The 16,144-nt window shown below is 66.4% G+C and carries 15 protein-coding genes; 13 read left to right on the plus strand and 2 right to left on the minus strand.

All coding sequences use genetic code 11. The features are described 5' to 3' along the window. The first annotated feature begins 60 nt into the window (after nt 1-60). The 13 genes from ADE01S_RS13115 to ADE01S_RS13175 all read left to right on the plus strand — a co-directional run bounded on the left by ADE01S_RS13115 (nt 61) and on the right by ADE01S_RS13175 (nt 13,275). On the plus strand, nt 61-1,665 hold the full coding sequence (locus tag ADE01S_RS13115; RefSeq protein ID WP_062682134.1) for an ABC transporter substrate-binding protein: 1,605 nt from the start codon (nt 61-63) through the stop codon (nt 1,663-1,665). 73 nt (nt 1,666-1,738) lie between these two features. Then, nucleotides 1,739-2,725, plus strand: coding sequence for an ABC transporter permease (locus ADE01S_RS13120; RefSeq protein ID WP_062682135.1), 987 nt, complete (start codon nt 1,739-1,741; stop codon nt 2,723-2,725). A gap of 8 nt (nt 2,726-2,733) precedes the next feature. Then, nucleotides 2,734-3,573: an ABC transporter permease gene (locus ADE01S_RS13125; RefSeq protein ID WP_062682136.1), complete on the plus strand. Its 840-nt coding sequence runs from the start codon at nt 2,734-2,736 to the stop codon at nt 3,571-3,573. 4 nt (nt 3,574-3,577) lie between these two features. Continuing rightward, nucleotides 3,578-5,272, plus strand: coding sequence for an ABC transporter ATP-binding protein (locus ADE01S_RS13130; protein ID WP_087881405.1), 1,695 nt, complete (start codon nt 3,578-3,580; stop codon nt 5,270-5,272). Then, nucleotides 5,269-6,555: a Zn-dependent hydrolase gene (locus ADE01S_RS13135; RefSeq protein ID WP_062682137.1), complete on the plus strand. Its 1,287-nt coding sequence runs from the start codon at nt 5,269-5,271 to the stop codon at nt 6,553-6,555. Before ADE01S_RS13130 ends, ADE01S_RS13135 begins: the two co-directional genes overlap by 4 nt. Before the next feature lie 12 nt (nt 6,556-6,567). Continuing rightward, on the plus strand, nt 6,568-7,572 hold the full coding sequence (locus tag ADE01S_RS13140) for a hydroxyacid dehydrogenase (protein ID WP_062682138.1): 1,005 nt from the start codon (nt 6,568-6,570) through the stop codon (nt 7,570-7,572). After that, on the plus strand, nt 7,569-8,372 hold the full coding sequence (hutG, locus tag ADE01S_RS13145; protein WP_062682139.1) for an N-formylglutamate deformylase: 804 nt from the start codon (nt 7,569-7,571) through the stop codon (nt 8,370-8,372). Before ADE01S_RS13140 ends, hutG begins: the two co-directional genes overlap by 4 nt. A 13-nt stretch (nt 8,373-8,385) precedes the next feature. Further along, the gene (locus ADE01S_RS13150) at nt 8,386-8,781 is read left to right on the plus strand and encodes an acetyl-CoA carboxylase biotin carboxyl carrier protein (RefSeq protein ID WP_062682140.1); all 396 of its coding nucleotides are present in this window, start codon (nt 8,386-8,388) and stop codon (nt 8,779-8,781) included. Between the two features lie 3 nt (nt 8,782-8,784). After that, nucleotides 8,785-9,246: an acetyl-CoA carboxylase biotin carboxyl carrier protein gene (locus ADE01S_RS13155; protein ID WP_062682141.1), complete on the plus strand. Its 462-nt coding sequence runs from the start codon at nt 8,785-8,787 to the stop codon at nt 9,244-9,246. Continuing rightward, nucleotides 9,236-10,594, plus strand: coding sequence for an acetyl-CoA carboxylase biotin carboxylase subunit (accC, locus tag ADE01S_RS13160; protein WP_062682142.1), 1,359 nt, complete (start codon nt 9,236-9,238; stop codon nt 10,592-10,594). The genes ADE01S_RS13155 and accC overlap by 11 nt, the downstream gene beginning before the upstream one ends. A gap of 75 nt (nt 10,595-10,669) precedes the next feature. Continuing rightward, the gene (locus ADE01S_RS13165) at nt 10,670-11,893 is read left to right on the plus strand and encodes a pyridoxal phosphate-dependent aminotransferase (RefSeq protein ID WP_062682143.1); all 1,224 of its coding nucleotides are present in this window, start codon (nt 10,670-10,672) and stop codon (nt 11,891-11,893) included. Between the two features lie 15 nt (nt 11,894-11,908). Next, the gene (locus tag ADE01S_RS13170) at nt 11,909-12,292 is read left to right on the plus strand and encodes a RidA family protein (RefSeq protein WP_062682144.1); all 384 of its coding nucleotides are present in this window, start codon (nt 11,909-11,911) and stop codon (nt 12,290-12,292) included. Nucleotides 12,293-12,339: 47 nt separating this feature from the next. Next, the gene (locus ADE01S_RS13175) at nt 12,340-13,275 is read left to right on the plus strand and encodes a dihydrodipicolinate synthase family protein (RefSeq protein ID WP_370511525.1); all 936 of its coding nucleotides are present in this window, start codon (nt 12,340-12,342) and stop codon (nt 13,273-13,275) included. Here ADE01S_RS13175 and ADE01S_RS13180 read toward each other — a convergent pair. Both ADE01S_RS13180 and ADE01S_RS13185 read right to left on the minus strand, forming a co-directional pair. Then, nucleotides 13,272-14,942 (minus strand): long-chain-fatty-acid--CoA ligase, encoded by a 1,671-nt coding sequence (locus tag ADE01S_RS13180; RefSeq protein ID WP_062682146.1) that lies wholly within the window; start codon nt 14,940-14,942, stop codon nt 13,272-13,274. The genes ADE01S_RS13175 and ADE01S_RS13180 overlap by 4 nt on opposite strands. A 41-nt stretch (nt 14,943-14,983) precedes the next feature. Continuing rightward, entirely contained in the window at nt 14,984-16,138 is a 1,155-nt protein-coding gene (locus tag ADE01S_RS13185) for an acyl-CoA dehydrogenase family protein (RefSeq protein WP_082775785.1), read from the minus strand. Nucleotides 16,139-16,144 lie beyond the last annotated feature (6 nt).

The raw sequence follows: 16,144 nt of genomic DNA on the forward strand, positions 1-16,144 counted from the left end.
ACCGGCCACACCCCATTCCCCGGAAGGCGAAAGCCCCGTCCCCCTCAAGGAAAGACTCGCATGTATTCTGTCCTGGCTACCCAATCACCCGCCCCTTCTCGCGGCAAGCGCCCGTTCCTCGCGCTGGCGCTGGCGGCCGCCCTCGCGTTCGCGGGCACCAGCGCGCAGGCCCAGACGCAAGGCGGCACGCTGCGCGCCATCGTCCAGCCCGAGCCGCCCATTCTCATGCTGGGCCTCAATCAGCAGATCCCGACGCAATACGTCGCGGGCAAGATCTACGAAAGCCTGCTGACCTGGACGCCGGCGCTGGAGCCCGCGCCGGGGCTGGCCAAGTCGTGGTCCATCTCCGACGACGGCAAGGTCTACGTGTTCGAACTGCAATCCGGTGTCAAGTGGCATGACGGCAAGCCCTTCACCGCGGACGACGTCGTGTTCTCCATCGACAAGTTCCTGCGCGAGGTGCACCCGCGAGCCCGCGTCATCATCACCCAGTTCGTCGAGTCGGTCACCGCGGTGAATCCCGAGAAGGTGGAGATCCGCCTCAAGCAGCCCTTCGCCCCGTTCCTGAAGGCATTCGTCAGCGACAACATGCCGATGGTGCCCAAGCACATCTACGACGGCACCGACTACAAGACCAACCCTGCCAACCAGACCCCCATCGGAACCGGCCCCTTCAAGCTGAAGGAGTGGAAACGAGGGTCCTACATCATCCTGACCCGCAACCCCGACTACTGGCAGAAAGGCAAGCCCTACCTGGACGAGATTGTCTTCAGCATCATTCCCGACGCGGCTTCGCGCGCCGTGGCGTTCGAGCGCGGGGATGTGCAGGTGCTGCGCAGCGGCGATGCCGACAGCGTGGACGTCCGCCGCCTGAAGGGCCTCCCGAACGTGCAGTACACCACCGCCGGCTGGGAAATGTTCTCGCCCCAGGCCTATATGCAGATGAACCAGCGCAAGCCGCCCTTCGACAACGTGCTGGTGCGGCGCGCGGTGATGGCGGCCGTCAACCGGAAGTTCGTGGTCGACAACATCTTCTTCGGCCTGGGCAAGGTGGCGACGGGCCCCATTTCCTCGGGCACGCCCTTCTACGACGCCAAGGTAACGCCTTACCAATACGACTTGAAGGCCGCCCGCGCGCTGATCAAGGAATCCGGCGTGGATCTTTCCAAAACGCCGATCAAGATTCTTTCCTATCCCTACGGAGCGGTATGGGACCGGCTGGGCGAGTACACCCGCCAAAGCCTGGAGCAGGTCGGCTTCAAGGTCGAGATCGAGCCCGCGGACGCCGGCACGTGGTCCAAGCGCGTCTCCGACTTCGACTTCGACCTGACCTTCAGCTTCACGTCGCAGTATGGCGACCCGGCGCTGGGCGTTTCCCGCCTTTATCTGGAGCGCAACATCGTCAAGGGCTCCGCCTTCGTCAACAACCAGGGATACAAGAACCCGGCTGTCGACGCCCTGTGGGACCAGGCCGCGACCTCCACCTCGAACGACGAGCGTCAGAAACTCTACGACGAGATCCAGCGCCAGCTGGTCTCCGACGTGGCCAACGGCTACCTGTTCGAGATCGAGAACCCCACGCTCTACAGCAATAAGGTCCACAACCTCGTGAAGTCCGCCATCGGCCTGCACGACACCTTCGCGGACGTGTACCTGGACAAGTAAAAACCGGCGACGGGAGCCTGCATCCGCCTCGGGCGCAGGCCCCCGAACGCCAGAACACCGTGGAATCGAACGCATGCAGAAATTGTCCTTCCTGGTCTCGCGCCTGGGCAAAGCCCTATTCGTCATCCTGGGCGTGGTGATCATCAACTTCATGCTGATCCGCATGGCGCCCGGCGATCCGGCTGCCGTGCTCGCAGGCGAATCCGGGTCGTCGGATCCCGCCTACGTCGAGCAGTTGCGTCAGCAGTTCGGGCTGGACAAGCCCGTCTACGTCCAGCTCGCGACCTACCTGAAAGGCGTGGCCCGTTTCGACCTCGGCTATTCGTACCGCGAACGGCTGCCGGTCTTCGACCTGATCATGGACAGGTTGCCCGCAACGCTCCTGCTGATGGTCTGCGCGTTCGCCTTTGCGCTGTTGTTCGGCGTGCTGTTCGGCATCATCGCTTCCCGCTGCCGCTACCAGGGAAAGCACCCCTGGGTCGATAGCGCATTGATGACCGCATCCCTGCTGATCTACGCAACGCCGCAGTTCTGGCTGGCGCTTCTTGCAATCATCTTCTTCTCGCTGCAACTCGGCTGGTTGCCTCCGTTCGGGATGGAGACGGTGGGCAGCGGTCTGGCCGGCTGGGCCAGGATCAAGGACATCGCCACCCATCTCATCCTTCCCACCGTTTCGCTCGGCTGCTTCTTCATGGCCGTCTACGCCCGCCTGACGCGCGCCTCGATGCTTGAGGTCCTGGGCATGGACTTCATCAAGACGGCGCGCGCCAAGGGCGTGCCCGTGAACCAGATCATCCGCCACCACGCGCTGCGCAACGCCTTGCTTCCCGTCGTGACCTTCGCCGGGATCCAGCTCGGGCAGATGGCCGGCGGCGCCGTGCTGACCGAGACCGTCTTCGGCTGGCCCGGCATCGGCCGCCTGATGTTCGATGCCCTGCTGCAGCGCGACTACCAGCTCCTGCTGGGCGTATTCCTGATCACGTCGACCATGGTCGTCGTGTTCAACCTGCTCACCGATCTGATCTATCGGTTCGTCGACCCGCGCACCCAGGAAAGCTGAGGCACACCATGAAGAAATTCCTGAACAGATTCCTTGCCAACCGCGGCGCCGCGGCGGGCACTTTCCTGCTGCTGATCGTTATCGCGGTCGGCGCCTCGGCCTCGGTCCTGTACGAAGAATCGCCCTGGATGATGGTGGCCCAGCCGCTCATCAAGCCGTTCACGGACCCTGCCTACCTTCTGGGCACGGACATGCTGGGCCGCGACATCGCCGCGGGCCTGGCGTACGGCGCCCGCGTCTCCCTCATGATCGGCGTCATCTCGACCCTGGTGGCGGTTTTCGTCGGCATCCTGGTGGGCGCGCTCGCCGGGTACTACGGCAAATGGGTGGACGACGCCCTGATGCGCGCGACTGAGTTCTTCCAGACGGTGCCGCAGCTGGCGATGGCCATGGTGCTGGTGGCGATATTCAAGCCGTCCCTGTACTCCATCGTCGGGGCGATCGCGATGGTTTCCTGGCCGCCCGTCGCCCGCCTGGTCCGCGCCGAATTCATGACCTTGAAAACGCGCGAATTCGTGCAGGCGGCCGTCGTGATCGGCCAGCGCCCCAGCCGCATCATCCTGACCCAGATCCTGCCCAACACCGCCTCGCCCATCATCGTGACCGCATCGCTCATGACCGCCACCGCGATCCTGACCGAGTCGGCGCTGTCATTCCTTGGGCTGGGCGACCGCAACCTCATGAGCTGGGGCTACATGATCGGCGCCGCGCGGACGATGCTGCGCGAATCGCAGTGGATGAGCCTGTGGCCCGGGCTGGCGATCATGCTGACCGTGCTGGCCATCAATCTGATCGGCGAGGGCCTGAACGACGCTCTCAACCCGCAACTTCGCAAGCGTGGAGCCTGACCCCGTGACCAAGCAGACCTTGCCCCCCTCCGATCCGCCGCTGCTCTCCATCAGGAACCTGAGCATCGCCCTCCCCTCAGGCGGCGACCGCCCCTACGCCGTCCAGGATATTTCCTACGACATTCGCGCCGGCGAGATCCTGTGCATCGTGGGAGAGTCCGGCTCCGGCAAGTCCATGAGCGCCAACGCCATCATGGGCCTGCTTCCCCACTATCTCCGTCCGGAAGGCGGGCAGATCCTGCTTGGCGGCCGCGACCTGCTGACGCTGGACGAAGACGTTTTGCGCGGCATGCGCGGGCGCGAAATGGCCATGATCTTCCAGGAACCGCTGTCGGCGCTGAACCCCTTGCTGACCGTCGGCGAACAGATCGCGGAAGTCATGCGCGTCCACAATGCCTACCCGGGAGAAGCCAGGGAAAAGCGCGTGCTGGAACTGCTGGAACTGGTCGGGCTGCCCGACCCCGCCGCGATCCGCCACGCCTGGCCCTTCCGGCTGTCGGGGGGCCAGCGCCAACGCGTCATGATCGCGATGGCGCTGGCGCTCGAACCCAAACTGCTTATCGCCGACGAACCCACGACTGCGCTGGACGTCACCACGCAAGCCCAGATTCTTGCCCTGATCGCCCGCATCCAGCGGGACAAGGGCATGGGCGTGATGTTCGTCACCCACGATTTCGGCGTGGTCGCGGAGATCGCCGACAGGGTCGCCGTCATGGAGAAAGGCATACTCGTCGAGCAGGGCCCCGCCGAACAGGTCCTGAATCGGCCGCAGCATCCCTATACGCGCCGGCTCATCGGCGCCGTCCCGCGGCACCGCGCGTCGCCCTCGACGCGGGCCACGCCCGCTGGCGGCCCGGTGCTGCAGGTCGAAAACCTGCACAAGACCTATGCCGTCGGCGGAGGGCTGTTCCGCAAAGGCCGCGTCGTCCATGCCGTCAACGATGTGAGCTTCACGGTCAAGCGCGGCGAAACGCTGGGCATCGTCGGCGAATCCGGCTCGGGCAAGTCCACCATCGGAAAATGCCTGCTCAAGCTCCTGGACATCGACGGCGGCCAGATGCTCTTCGACGGCCAGGACATCGCGCCGATGTCGGAAGCCCAGTTCCGCCCGAAGCGGCGAAACATCCAGATGATCTTCCAGGATCCGTTCGCCTCGCTGAATCCGCGCCAAACGGTGGGCCGGATCCTCTGCGACGGCCCGCTCGCCAGCGGCGTTTCCCGCCAACAGGCGGAAAAGCGGGCTCGCGAACTGCTGCAACTGGTGGAGCTGGATCCCTCCGCCTTCGACCGTTACCCCGGAGAGTTCTCCGGCGGCCAGCGCCAGCGCGTCGGCATCGCGCGCGCGCTGGCCATGGAACCGCGGCTGATCGTGGCCGACGAATCGGTCTCGGCGCTGGACGTGTCGGTACAGGCGCAGGTGCTGAAGCTGCTCCACGACGTCCAGCAACGGTTGCAGCTGGCGCTGATTTTCATCACCCACGACCTGCGCGTGGCGGCGCAGATATGCGATCACCTGCTGGTCATGCATCGCGGCCGGGTGGTCGAACAAGGCCCGCCCGCGCAGATTTTCGATGACCCCCAGGACGCCTACACGCGGCAACTCATCGCCGCCATGCCCGGACGAGGCTGGGATCCCGCCGCCGCGATCCAGCATTCCGAATCCCTGAACGACGCGGCCCTGGCCCCCCACGCCTCATGATAGAACCCGACCTGGCCCTGGCCGCTAGCCTGTTCGAACAACTGCACGCATCGAGCTTCGACGGCGTGGGCATCACGCGAGACACTTACGGCGCCGGCGAACAACGCGCCCACGCCCTGATGGCCGACAACGCCCGGCGCCTGGGCCTGGAAGTGCGCGTCGACGCGGCCCTCAACCTGTACCTGACGCTGCCGGGACGCCACCGGGAAAAACCGGTGGTGATGACCGGTTCCCACCTGGACTCCGTTCCCCGGGGCGGAAACTACGACGGCGCGGCGGGCGTCGTCGCGGGCCTGGCAGTGCTCGCGGGATGGATCCGCGAAGGCGCCCAGCCGGACCGCGACGTCACGGTCATGGGGATACGGGCCGAGGAAAGCGCCTGGTTCCCCGTCTCCTACATCGGCAGCACGTCCGCGTTCGGCCTGCTGAGTCCCCAGGCCCTGTCCAGCCGCCGCGCCGATACGGGCCGGACCCTGGCGGAGCACATCGGCGGACTTGGCGGCCGGCCCGAGGCGCTTGCCCGGGGGGAGGCCGAGTTGCGCCCGGAGTCCATCGACTGCTTTGTCGAACTGCATATCGAGCAGGGACCGGTCCTGGAAGGAGGCGGCCACGCCCTCGGCGTGGTGACCGGCATCTGCGGCAGCCATCGCTACCGGCAAGCGCAGATCAAGGGCAGGTACGCGCACTCGGGCGCCACGCCACGCACCCACCGCCAGGACGCCGTGGTGGCGCTGGCCGCCTTGATCGAGCGCCTGCAGCGCGAATGGCGCGGCCTGGAGGCCGGCGGGCACGAACTTACCCTCACCTTCGGCCAGGTGAACACAGACCCTATGCAGGCCGATTTCAGCAAAGTGCCCGGGCAGGTGAGTTTCTGCGTCGACATTCGCTCGCGCAGCGTCGACACCTTGCGCCTGCTGGATTCGCTGCTGCTGGCGGCGGCGGGCGAATTGGAAGCCTCCCATGGCGTGCGCTTCGATTGGGGCCCCGTCTCGGGCAGCCAGCCCGCGGTCATGGACGAACCCCTGCAGCACGCGCTGCGCGGCGCCGCAGTGGCAGCGGGCGTGCAGCCCCGCCAGCTTCCCAGCGGCGCGGGGCACGACGCCGCGACCTTCTCGAACCGGGGCGTTCCCACCGCCATGCTGTTCGTGCGCAACGCGAATGGAAGCCACAACCCCGAGGAGGCCATGGCCATGGACGACTTTGCCGCGGGCGTCCGATGCCTGGGCCAGGTGCTTGCCATGCGCGCCGGACTGGCCGAACCACAAGACCCCGCCCCTATTTGAGGACCTTTCATCATGCCGATTTGCGTCATCGCGCAACCCATCCACCCCATCGGCGCGCAGATTCTGCGCGAGGCCGGCGTGGAGGTGCGCCAATCTCCCGGGCCCGGCCTGGATTCCCTGCGCGAGGTCATCGCCGAGGCCGATGCGGTCATCGTCCGCGACAGCCTGCCCGCCACGCTCATGGACGCGGCGCCGCGCCTGCGCGTCATCGCCAACCACGGCACTGGCACGGACAAGATCGACGTCGCCCATGCGGAGTCGAAAGGCATACCCGTCGTTTTCACCCCCGATGCGAACGTGCGCTCGGTCGCGGAGCATGCGCTGATGCTGATGCTTGCCACCGCCCGCCAGGCGGCGCAGGCCGATGCCGCGACGCGCAAGGGCCACTGGCGTTTCAAGTATGAACAGCCCATGTTCTCGCTCTGCGGGAAAACGCTGGGCATCGTGGGCTGGGGCCGCACCGGCCGCCTGCTCTGCGACATGGCCGCGCGGGCGCTGGACATGCGCGTCGTCGTCTGGTCGCCCAGCCTGCCCGCCGACGGCTTGCCGTCGTCCGGCGCCACCCGCGTCGACACGCTGCATGAACTGCTGCGGACGTCGGACGTCGTGTCGTTGCATCGGCCATTGCGCGGCGACACCCGGCACACGCTGGACAAGGCGGCGCTGGCGCAGATGAAACCCGGCGCCATCGTCATCAACACGTCCCGGGGCGGGCTCATCGACGAATCGGCCCTGGCGGACGCCCTGCGCGAGGGGCGCATCTACGGCGCCGGGCTGGACGTCTTCGAAACGGAGCCGCTGCCTGCGGGCTCGATGATAGCGGGGCTTCCCAACGTGGTGCTCACCCCCCACGTTGCCGGCTCCACCCAGGAAGCCCTGGAGGCCACTGCCCGCCAATGCGCCGAACAAATCCTTGCCGTGCTGGCCGGCCGGCAGCCGCCCCACCTCGTCCATCCGCAGGCCTGGGAGCGCCGCCGCCAGCCTGTCCCTTCCACGCTTGCCGAGCGCCTGCCATGACTCCCCCCATCGTCAGCCTGACCCAGGGCCATCTGCCCCTGCTCATTTCCATTCCCCACGGCGGCGAATGCCTGCCCGAGCCGTTCATGCGCCGCATGACGCCGGCCGCGCGCAAGATCGCGGACACCGACTGGCACCTCTCGCGGCTCTACGATTTCGCTCGCGCGATGGGCGCTTCCGTGCTGCAGGCCAACTACTCGCGCTACATCATCGACGTCAACCGGCCGGCCGACGGCGCAAGCCTTTACCCCGGAACCACCACCACGGGCTTGTGCCCGACCGAGAGCTTTATCGGCGAAGCCCTGTACCGCGACGACGCCGCGCCCCCAGACGCGGACGAGACCGCGCAGCGCGTCGCCCTGTACTGGCAGCCCTACCACGACGCCTTGCGGCAGGAGTTATCGCGCTTGCGGGAAAAGCACACCCACGTGCTGCTCTGGGAAGCGCATTCGATCGCCAACGAACTGCCCCGCCTTTTCGAAGGGCGGCTGCCGGATCTGAACATCGGCACCTTCGACGGCGCCGCATGCGCGCCCTCGCTGCGCGAGGCCGCCATCGCGGCGGCAAGCGCCGGTCCGTTCAGCTGGGTGATCGACGCCCGCTTCAAGGGAGGCCACATTACGCGCCACTATGGCCGCCCCCATGCCGGCGTGCACGCCGTGCAACTCGAAATGGCGCGCTGCCTCTACATGGACGAAGGGGAACCTTTCCCCTATCGCGAGGACCGGGCGGCCGCGGTGCTTCCCACCGTGGAGAGCATGGTCAGGAACACCTTGCGAGCGTTGGAGGCCCTGCAATGAATGGACGACAGCCATGATAGATCTCTCCGATATCCGCGCGTACGCGCGCAGGCTCCACCTGCGCGGGGTCGAATCGATGGAGATCCAGGAAGGAAACCGCCTGATCAGCATCCGCGTCGACAGCCCGATGCCCGCGAGCCAGGCGCCCGCGCCGGAGGCGGCGTCCATCACCGTCCGCAGCGCGACGCTGGGCCGCTTGCGGCGCTCCCATGACGAGAGCTTGCCGGTCCGGATCGAACCCGGCGACGAGGTAGCCAAGGACCAATTGCTTGCATTGGTGGCGCTGGACGAAAGCCTGACGGCCGTGCTCGCGCCCGCGGATGGCGTGATAGACGCCGTACTCGCCGCCGACGATCAGATAGTGGACTACGGCATGCCCCTTTTTCAACTCAAGCCGACGCAACGCTGAGCCATGACCCAGAAAACCCAGTTGATCCTGGACATGATCGATCTCGTCGCCGAAGAGCGCATCGCGGAACTTTGCGTCAGCGAAGCGGCGTTCAGCATCCGCGTGCGCCGGAAAGCTGGCGGCGAGTCCTCCGCTTCGGCCTCCAGCGCCTCGCCCCTTGCCGGCGCCCCGCCAGCCGAAATGCCGGACACCGCCGGAGCGCCAGCCGCTCATACGGTTGCCGCCCCGATGGCGGGCACCTTCTACCGGGCTTCCCGCCCGGGCGGAGAGCCGCTGGCGCGCGAGGGAAGCTGGGCGCCGGCCGGTTCGCCCTTGTGCGTTATCGAAGCCATGAAGATGCTGACCGAGGTTGGCGCCGGACAAGACGGAACGATCTCCCGGGTGCTCTGCGAGGACGGGCAGATGGTCGAGCAGGGACAGGCGTTGTTCATCATCGAACCGGGCGAGGCCGCGCATGTTTCATAAGATCCTCATCGCCAACCGCGGCGAAATCGCCTTGCGCATACAGCGGGCCTGCCATGAACTGGGCATCCAGACCGTCGTCGTGCACTCGGAGGCGGACCGAGACGCCGCCTACGTGCGCCTGGCCGACGAAGCGCTCTGCATCGGGCCGGCGCCCTCCGCGGACAGCTACCTCAACACCGCCGCGATCCTCGCCGCCGCCAGGCTGACGGGCGCGCAGGCTGTCCATCCCGGCTACGGCTTTCTCAGCGAGAACGGCGGATTCGCCGAAGCGGTGGAGGCCGCGGGCATGGTTTTCATCGGCCCGGCTCCGTCGGCGATACGCATGATGGGCGATAAGGTCGAGGCCAAACGGGCCATGCTGCGATCGGGCGTGCCGTGCGTTCCGGGGTCGGACGGCGTGCTTCCCGATGAAGCCGACGCGATCAGACGGCAGGCGGAGCGCATCGGCTTTCCGCTGATCGTCAAGGCGGCGGGCGGCGGCGGGGGCCGAGGCATGCGGGTGGTCGAATCCGAAAGCGGCTTGCTGGCGGCGGTGGAAACGACCCGCGCCGAAGCCCGGGCGGCCTTCGGCAATCCCGATCTCTACATGGAGCGCTTCCTGCAAAAGCCGCGCCACATCGAAATCCAGGTCCTTGCCGACCATCACGGCCAGGCGGTCTGGCTGGGCGAACGCGATTGCTCCATGCAGCGGCGGCACCAGAAGGTCGTGGAGGAGTCTCCCGCTCCCGGGATCGATCGCCAGGCGATCGAGACGATCGGCGAACGCTGCGCCAGCGCCTGCCGGTCGATCGGCTACCGGGGCGCGGGAACGTTCGAGTTCCTCTACGAAGACGGGGCGTTCTACTTCATCGAAATGAACACGCGCCTGCAGGTCGAGCATCCCGTTACCGAACTCACGACCGGCATCGACATCGTGCAGATGCAGATCCGCATCGCGGCCGGCGAGCCCCTGCCATGGCGCCAGGATCAGATCCGGCGCCATGGCCACGCCGTCGAATGCCGGATCAATGCCGAGAACGCCGAGTCGTTTCTACCCTGCCCCGGCCGGATCACGCATTGGCTGCCCCCGGGCGGACCTGGCGTGCGGGTCGATTCCCACGTCTATGCCGGCTATGCCGTGCCGCCTCACTACGATTCGATGATAGGCAAGTTCATCGCTTTCGGCGACAGTCGGGAGCAGGCGCTGGCCCGCATGCGCGTCGCGCTGCGCGAGGCCGTCGTCGAGGGCATCGATACGAACATCCCCCTGCATCGCGATCTGCTGTCCGATCCCGTGTTTTGCCTGGGCGGCGCGGGTATCCATCATCTGGAATCCTGGATAGCATCACGGCAGGCCGTCAAGCAATAGCCCAGCCCTCCCGCCACGCCCGCGGGCCTGTTTTCTTCATCGTCTGTCATTTCCACATCTTTGAAAGGAAATCCCATGAGCTCGATCGAACAGAAATTCGCCAGACTTTCCACCGACAATGCGCCTGGCCAGGAGGTCCGCCAGCGCGGCGAGGGGCTGGATGCCATGCTGAAAGGCGAGAACCTGCCCGGCACGCCGGTGGATTTTTCCCACGGCGATGTGAACGAAAACGCGTTCGCCCCCACGCCCGGCTCCCTTGAGGCCTTCGTTGCGGGTGTCGAGAGCGGCGGCGAACAGGCCTATACGGAATATCGCGGGCGCGCCGATCTGCGCGCGCACGTGGCGGAGCACCTGGGCCGTTTCACGGGCGCCCCGGTCTCGGGCGCGGATGAACTGATCATTACCCCCGGAACGCAGGGCGCCCTGTTCCTGTCGATCGCGGCCACCGTCGCCGCCGGCGACAAGGTCGCCATCGTGCGGCCCGACTATTTCGCCAACCGCAAGCTGGTCGAATTCATCGGCGGCGAGATCGTCCCCATCGAGATGGACTATCTGAACCACACAGACCGAGCCGGCCTGAACCTGGACCAACTGGAGGCGGCCTTCAAATCGGGAGTGAAGACGTTCCTGTTCTCCAATCCCAACAATCCGGCCGGGGTGGTCTACTCGAAAGACGAGATCGGGCAGATCGCCGCGCTCGCCAATCGCTATGGCGCGACGGTCATCGCGGACCAGCTGTACTCCCGCCTTCGGTATCCGGGCGTCGAGTACACGCACCTGCGCGCCGCCGGGATCGATCCCGGCAACGTCATCACCATCATGGGGCCTTCCAAAACCGAGTCCCTCAGCGGCTACCGTCTCGGCGTGGCTTTTGGCGCGCCGAAACTGCTGGATCGCATGGAAAAACTGCAGGCCATTGTGTCGCTGCGCGCACCCGGATACTGCCAGGCGGTGCTGCGCACGTGGTTCGAGGAGCCCGAAGGCTATATGCAGGAACGCATCAAGCAACACCAGGCCATCCGCGATGACCTGCTGCAGGTGCTCCGCTCGGTCGAGGGCGTGGCCGCGCGCACGCCCGAAGCGGGCAGCTACCTGTTCCCGAGGCTGCCCAAACTGACCGTGGCTCCCCAGGATTTCGTGCGCATCCTGCGCCGCCAGGCCGGCGTAACGGTCACGCCGGGCACGGAGTTCAGCCCCCATGCCGGCGACAGCATCCGCCTCAACTTCTCGCAGAACCACGCCGCGGCCGTGCACGCCATCGAGCGGACGGTTGAACTCGTCCGCCGCTACCGCGCCTGAACCCAGGAGATCCCCATGACACGCAAGGCTTTTTCCAGCGACCGCACCCCTCCCCCCGCCGGCACCTATAGCGTTGCCATCCAGGCTCAGGGCCTCGTTTTCCTCTCCGGCCAGACGCCGCGCGACATTCACAATGTGCGCCATGGCGACAAGCCGTTCGCTGAACAGGCGCGGATGGCCCTCGACAATCTCCAGGCCGCGGCCGAAGCGGCGGGCCTGTCGCTGCATGATGCGGTCAAGGTCAACGTCTTCCTCCGAAATCCGGCGGACGCCAAGGAGTTCGACGCGATCTACGCGGGCTACGTCAGTGATCCTCCTCCGGCGCGGACGCTGACGCAGTCCAATTTCGCGGGCTTCGACATCGAAGTGGATACGGTGCTGCTGGCGCGCCAGGCCTAGCCAGGCCGCGGGCGCAGAACATTCCAATCCAGGAGGGATTCCCCATCATGAGCGCACATAGCGGGCTCATCAACGAGACAACCAGAGGCGTCTACGTCATCGCCGCCACCCCGTTCGCCGACAACGGCGAACTGGACCTGGAAAGCGTGGACAGCCTGACCGACTTCTATCTCGACAAAGGCGTGACCGGCCTCACGATACTGGGCATGATGGGCGAGGCGCCCAAGCTGACCGAGGCCGAAACCGCGGCCGTCATGCGCCGCGTGCTCAAGCGCGTGAACGGCAAGGCCCCGGTGGTCGTCGGCGTCAGCGCCGCGTCGGACAGGAACGTCGAACGCCTGGCGCGCGAGGCAATGTCGCTGGGGGCTGCCGGCGTCATGGTCGCCCCGGCGCCGAACCTGAAGACGGACGATCAGGTCTACGCCTACTACGCCAACATCGCCACGCTGCTGGGAGCGGACATCCCGATCTGCCTGCAGGATTTCCCCCAATCGACCGGCGTGCACACGTCCGTCGCGGTCATACATCGCCTGGTCGATGCATTTCCGCAGATCGTCATGCTCAAGCATGAGGACTTCCCGGGCATGCGCAAGCTGACCCAGGTCCGCGAGCAAAGCGCGGCCGCGGACCGGCGACGCATCAGCATCCTCGTGGGGAACGGCGGCCTGTTCCTGCCCCAGGAAATGCTGCGCGGCGCCGATGGCGCGATGACGGGATTCGCGTATCCGGAAATGCTGGTGCAGGTCTGCCAGTTATTCGACGCAGGAAAGCCGGAGGAAGCGGAAGACCTGTTCAACATCTACCTGCCCTTGCTGCGGCACGAATTCCAGTACGGCATCGGGCTGGCGCTGCGCAAGGAGACGCTACGTCGGCGCGGCGCGATCCGCTCCGCCTACGTCCGCCGACCCGGCCCGGTGCTGGACGCGACGGACCACGCCGAATTGGGCCGCCTGATCGGCAGGCTGGAGGCCGCGCTGGGCTAGGAGAGCTGGGCCGTGGCCCGGCCCTCTTCCTGCAACTGCCGCCACAGGATCTTGCCTGTGCTGGATTTGGGCAGGGCCTCCACGAACTCCACGATGCGCGGCGCCTTATAGGCCGCCATGCGGGCGCGGGCCCAGGCGATCACTTCGTCCTCGCGGGCCGCGTCCCGCGCCTCGGGGCGCAGCACCAGCAGGGCTTTCACCGTCTCGCCGCGGCAGGGGTCGGGCACTCCGATCACGCAAGCCTCATGCACCGCCGGATGCTCATAGAGCGCGTTCTCGACCTCCGCCGGCCAGACCTTGTAGCCGGATGCATTGATCATGCGCTTGAGGCGGTCGGTGACGAAGAAATAGCCGTCTTCGTCCACCCGGCCCAGGTCGCCGGTTCGAAAGTAGCGCTTGCCTTCCAGCATGAAGAAGGCGTCGTCGTCCGCCTGGGGGTTGTTCCAGTAGCCGAGCATGACCTGCGCGCCCCGCGTCACGAGCTCGCCGGTTTCGCCCTGCGGCAATTCTTCCAATGTGACTGGGTTCACCACCCGGGTTTCGACGCCGAAGGTGGGCACGCCGATGCACTGCCGCTTGTTGCGGTTCATCGGATTGCAGTGCAGGAACGAGGCGGTCTCGGTCAGGCCGTAGGCTTCGTTGAAGATGATGCCGTAGCGATCGGCCAGCATCGCCGCGACGGCTTCGGGCATCGGCGCGCCTCCGCCGCACAGCAGCGCCAAATTGGACAGATCGTGCCCTTCGATGCCCGGCTGCGCGAAAAAGTCCACGATCATCGCCGGAGGCGCCGCCCAGACGCTGACGCGATGGCGCGCCATGAGCAACGCCGCGACCTCGCGGTCCCAGCGCGGCAGCAGCACGACCGTTGCGCCCAGCAGGATCGGCAGGTTCATGCAGTTCTGCATGCCCAACAGATGGAACATCGGCGCCACGCCCATGATGACGGCCTCCGAGGTCAGGCCGCGCCACAGTTGCGACCCCGCCAGCGACGCGCCCATCGTGCCATGCGTATGGCGGCAGCCCTTGGGCCGGCCGGTGGTGCCCGAGGTATACGGCAGCAGGCAGATATCCTGCGCGCCCGACTTGTGCGGCAGCGGTTGCGCATTGACCGCCAGCGCGCCGTACCAGGGCACGCCGCCGCTGACGTCCGGCACGCGCCTGGGCTCCGCGATCCAGCCCGGCGCCCCGGATCCCTCGCCGCCCAGGTAGTCGGAATAGGTATGCACAATGACGCGGTCCAGGCGCCCGTCCTGGACGAAATCCTCCAGGCGCGCGCACAGCTCCTGGGAGGCGAAGGCGACCCTGGCGCCGCTGTCGTCCAGGTAGTGCGCCAATTCGTCCGGCGTGCTCATCGCATTGACCGGCACGACGACGGCGTCGGCCCGCAGGATCGCGTAGTAGGCGATGATGAACTGCGGGCAATTCTGGCTCAGCAGCAGGACGCGGTCGCCCGCCTTCACGCCGGCGCATTGCTGCAGGTAGCCAGCCATGGCGTCGGCCTCGCGCTTGACGCGCGCATACTCCAGCACCGTATCGTAGAAGACGATGGCGGGCTTGCGGGGATAGCGCGTCGCGGACGCCTCCAGGTTGAAGTACAGGCTGGACTGCGGCGGACTGATTTCCCGGGGCAGCCCCTTGGGCCAATACCGATAGTGCGCTTGCTGCATTGTGTCTCCTGTTTGTTCTTCCGGCTCTGCCGCGCCCCGCGCTACGCCGTCATCCCGCGCGCGATGATTTCCTTCATGATTTCGTTCGAGCCGCCATAGATCCTGCCGACGCGAGCATCCGCATACATCCTGGCGATCGGGTATTCCAGCATGTATCCGTAGCCCCCGTGCAGTTGCAGGCATTCGTCTATCACTTGGCAATTCATCTGCGTGGCCCACCATTTGGCCATGGCGGCCGTGGAAAGGTCGAGCGCGCCATCCAGTTGCCGCTGGATGCAATCGTCGACGAAGCGCGCCGCGATCGTGGCGACCGTTTCGCACTCCGCCAGTTTGAAGCGCGTGTTCTGCAGATCGATCAGCGCCTGGCCGAAGACCTGCCGCGTCCTGGCATAGGCCACAGTCTCGTCGATGGCGCGCCGCATGGTGGCCACCGCGCCCACCGCGATAAGCAGGCGTTCGCGGGGCAGTTGCTGCATCAGTTGCGTGAAGCCCCGGCCCTCGACGCCGCCCAGCAGATTGTCTTCCGGCACCCGCACGCCATCGAAGAACAACTCGGCGGTGTCCAGGCTCTTCTGCCCCAGTTTTTCCAGCAGGCGCCCGCGCCTGAACCCCGGCAGGTCCCGGGTTTCCACCATGATCAGCGATACGCCCTTGGCACCGGCCTGCGCATCCGTCTTGGCCACCACGCAGATCAGGTCTGCGTGCAAGCCGTTGGTGATGAACGTTTTGGATCCGCTGACGACGTACTCGCCCCCCTCCTTCACCGCGGTGGTGCGCACGCTCTTCAGGTCGGACCCCGCCCCCGGCTCGCTCATCGCGATGGCGCCCACGAGCTCGCCCGTGGCCATTTTCGGTAACCAGCGCCGCTTCTGCGCCTCGGTGCCGTAGTTCAGGATGTAGTGCGCCAGAATGGCGCTGTGCACGTTGTTGCTGAAGCCGTAGACCATGGCGCGCGCCTGCTCCGCGGCCACCACGGCCTCGTGGGCAAAGCTGCCGCCGCCGCCGCCATAGGCTTCGGGCATGCTGACGCACAACAGGCCCATCCTGCCCGCCTTGTTCCAGACCTCCCGGTCGGCATGCTGCTGCTTGCGCCACTTTTCCTCGTCGGGCGCAAATTCCTTTTCGAACAGGCGTCGCGTCGAATCCTGGAACAGCGCCAGGTCCGCGTCCATCCAGCCTTGCCGTGGCGTATCCATCGCGCT

The sequence above is a fragment of the Achromobacter denitrificans NBRC 15125 genome, from assembly GCF_001571365.1.
In the GTDB taxonomy this organism is placed as follows: Bacteria; Pseudomonadota; Gammaproteobacteria; order Burkholderiales; family Burkholderiaceae_B; genus Achromobacter; species Achromobacter denitrificans.

What these genes read in the sequence shown, in the direction of transcription:
- ADE01S_RS13115 (WP_062682134.1), top strand. Translation starts at nt 61, where the DNA reads ATGTATTCTGTCCTGGCTACCCAATCACCCGCCCCTTCTCGCGGCAAG.
- ADE01S_RS13120 (WP_062682135.1), top strand. Translation starts at nt 1,739, where the DNA reads ATGCAGAAATTGTCCTTCCTGGTCTCGCGCCTGGGCAAAGCCCTATTC.
- ADE01S_RS13125 (WP_062682136.1), top strand. Translation starts at nt 2,734, where the DNA reads ATGAAGAAATTCCTGAACAGATTCCTTGCCAACCGCGGCGCCGCGGCG.
- ADE01S_RS13135 (WP_062682137.1), top strand. Translation starts at nt 5,269, where the DNA reads ATGATAGAACCCGACCTGGCCCTGGCCGCTAGCCTGTTCGAACAACTG.
- ADE01S_RS13140 (WP_062682138.1), top strand. Translation starts at nt 6,568, where the DNA reads ATGCCGATTTGCGTCATCGCGCAACCCATCCACCCCATCGGCGCGCAG.
- hutG (WP_062682139.1), top strand. Translation starts at nt 7,569, where the DNA reads ATGACTCCCCCCATCGTCAGCCTGACCCAGGGCCATCTGCCCCTGCTC.
- ADE01S_RS13150 (WP_062682140.1), top strand. Translation starts at nt 8,386, where the DNA reads ATGATAGATCTCTCCGATATCCGCGCGTACGCGCGCAGGCTCCACCTG.
- ADE01S_RS13155 (WP_062682141.1), top strand. Translation starts at nt 8,785, where the DNA reads ATGACCCAGAAAACCCAGTTGATCCTGGACATGATCGATCTCGTCGCC.
- accC (WP_062682142.1), top strand. Translation starts at nt 9,236, where the DNA reads ATGTTTCATAAGATCCTCATCGCCAACCGCGGCGAAATCGCCTTGCGC.
- ADE01S_RS13165 (WP_062682143.1), top strand. Translation starts at nt 10,670, where the DNA reads ATGAGCTCGATCGAACAGAAATTCGCCAGACTTTCCACCGACAATGCG.
- ADE01S_RS13170 (WP_062682144.1), top strand. Translation starts at nt 11,909, where the DNA reads ATGACACGCAAGGCTTTTTCCAGCGACCGCACCCCTCCCCCCGCCGGC.
- ADE01S_RS13175 (WP_370511525.1), top strand. Translation starts at nt 12,340, where the DNA reads ATGAGCGCACATAGCGGGCTCATCAACGAGACAACCAGAGGCGTCTAC.
- ADE01S_RS13180 (WP_062682146.1), bottom strand. Translation starts at nt 14,942, where the DNA reads ATGCAGCAAGCGCACTATCGGTATTGGCCCAAGGGGCTGCCCCGGGAA.
- ADE01S_RS13185 (WP_082775785.1), bottom strand. Translation starts at nt 16,138, where the DNA reads ATGGATACGCCACGGCAAGGCTGGATGGACGCGGACCTGGCGCTGTTC.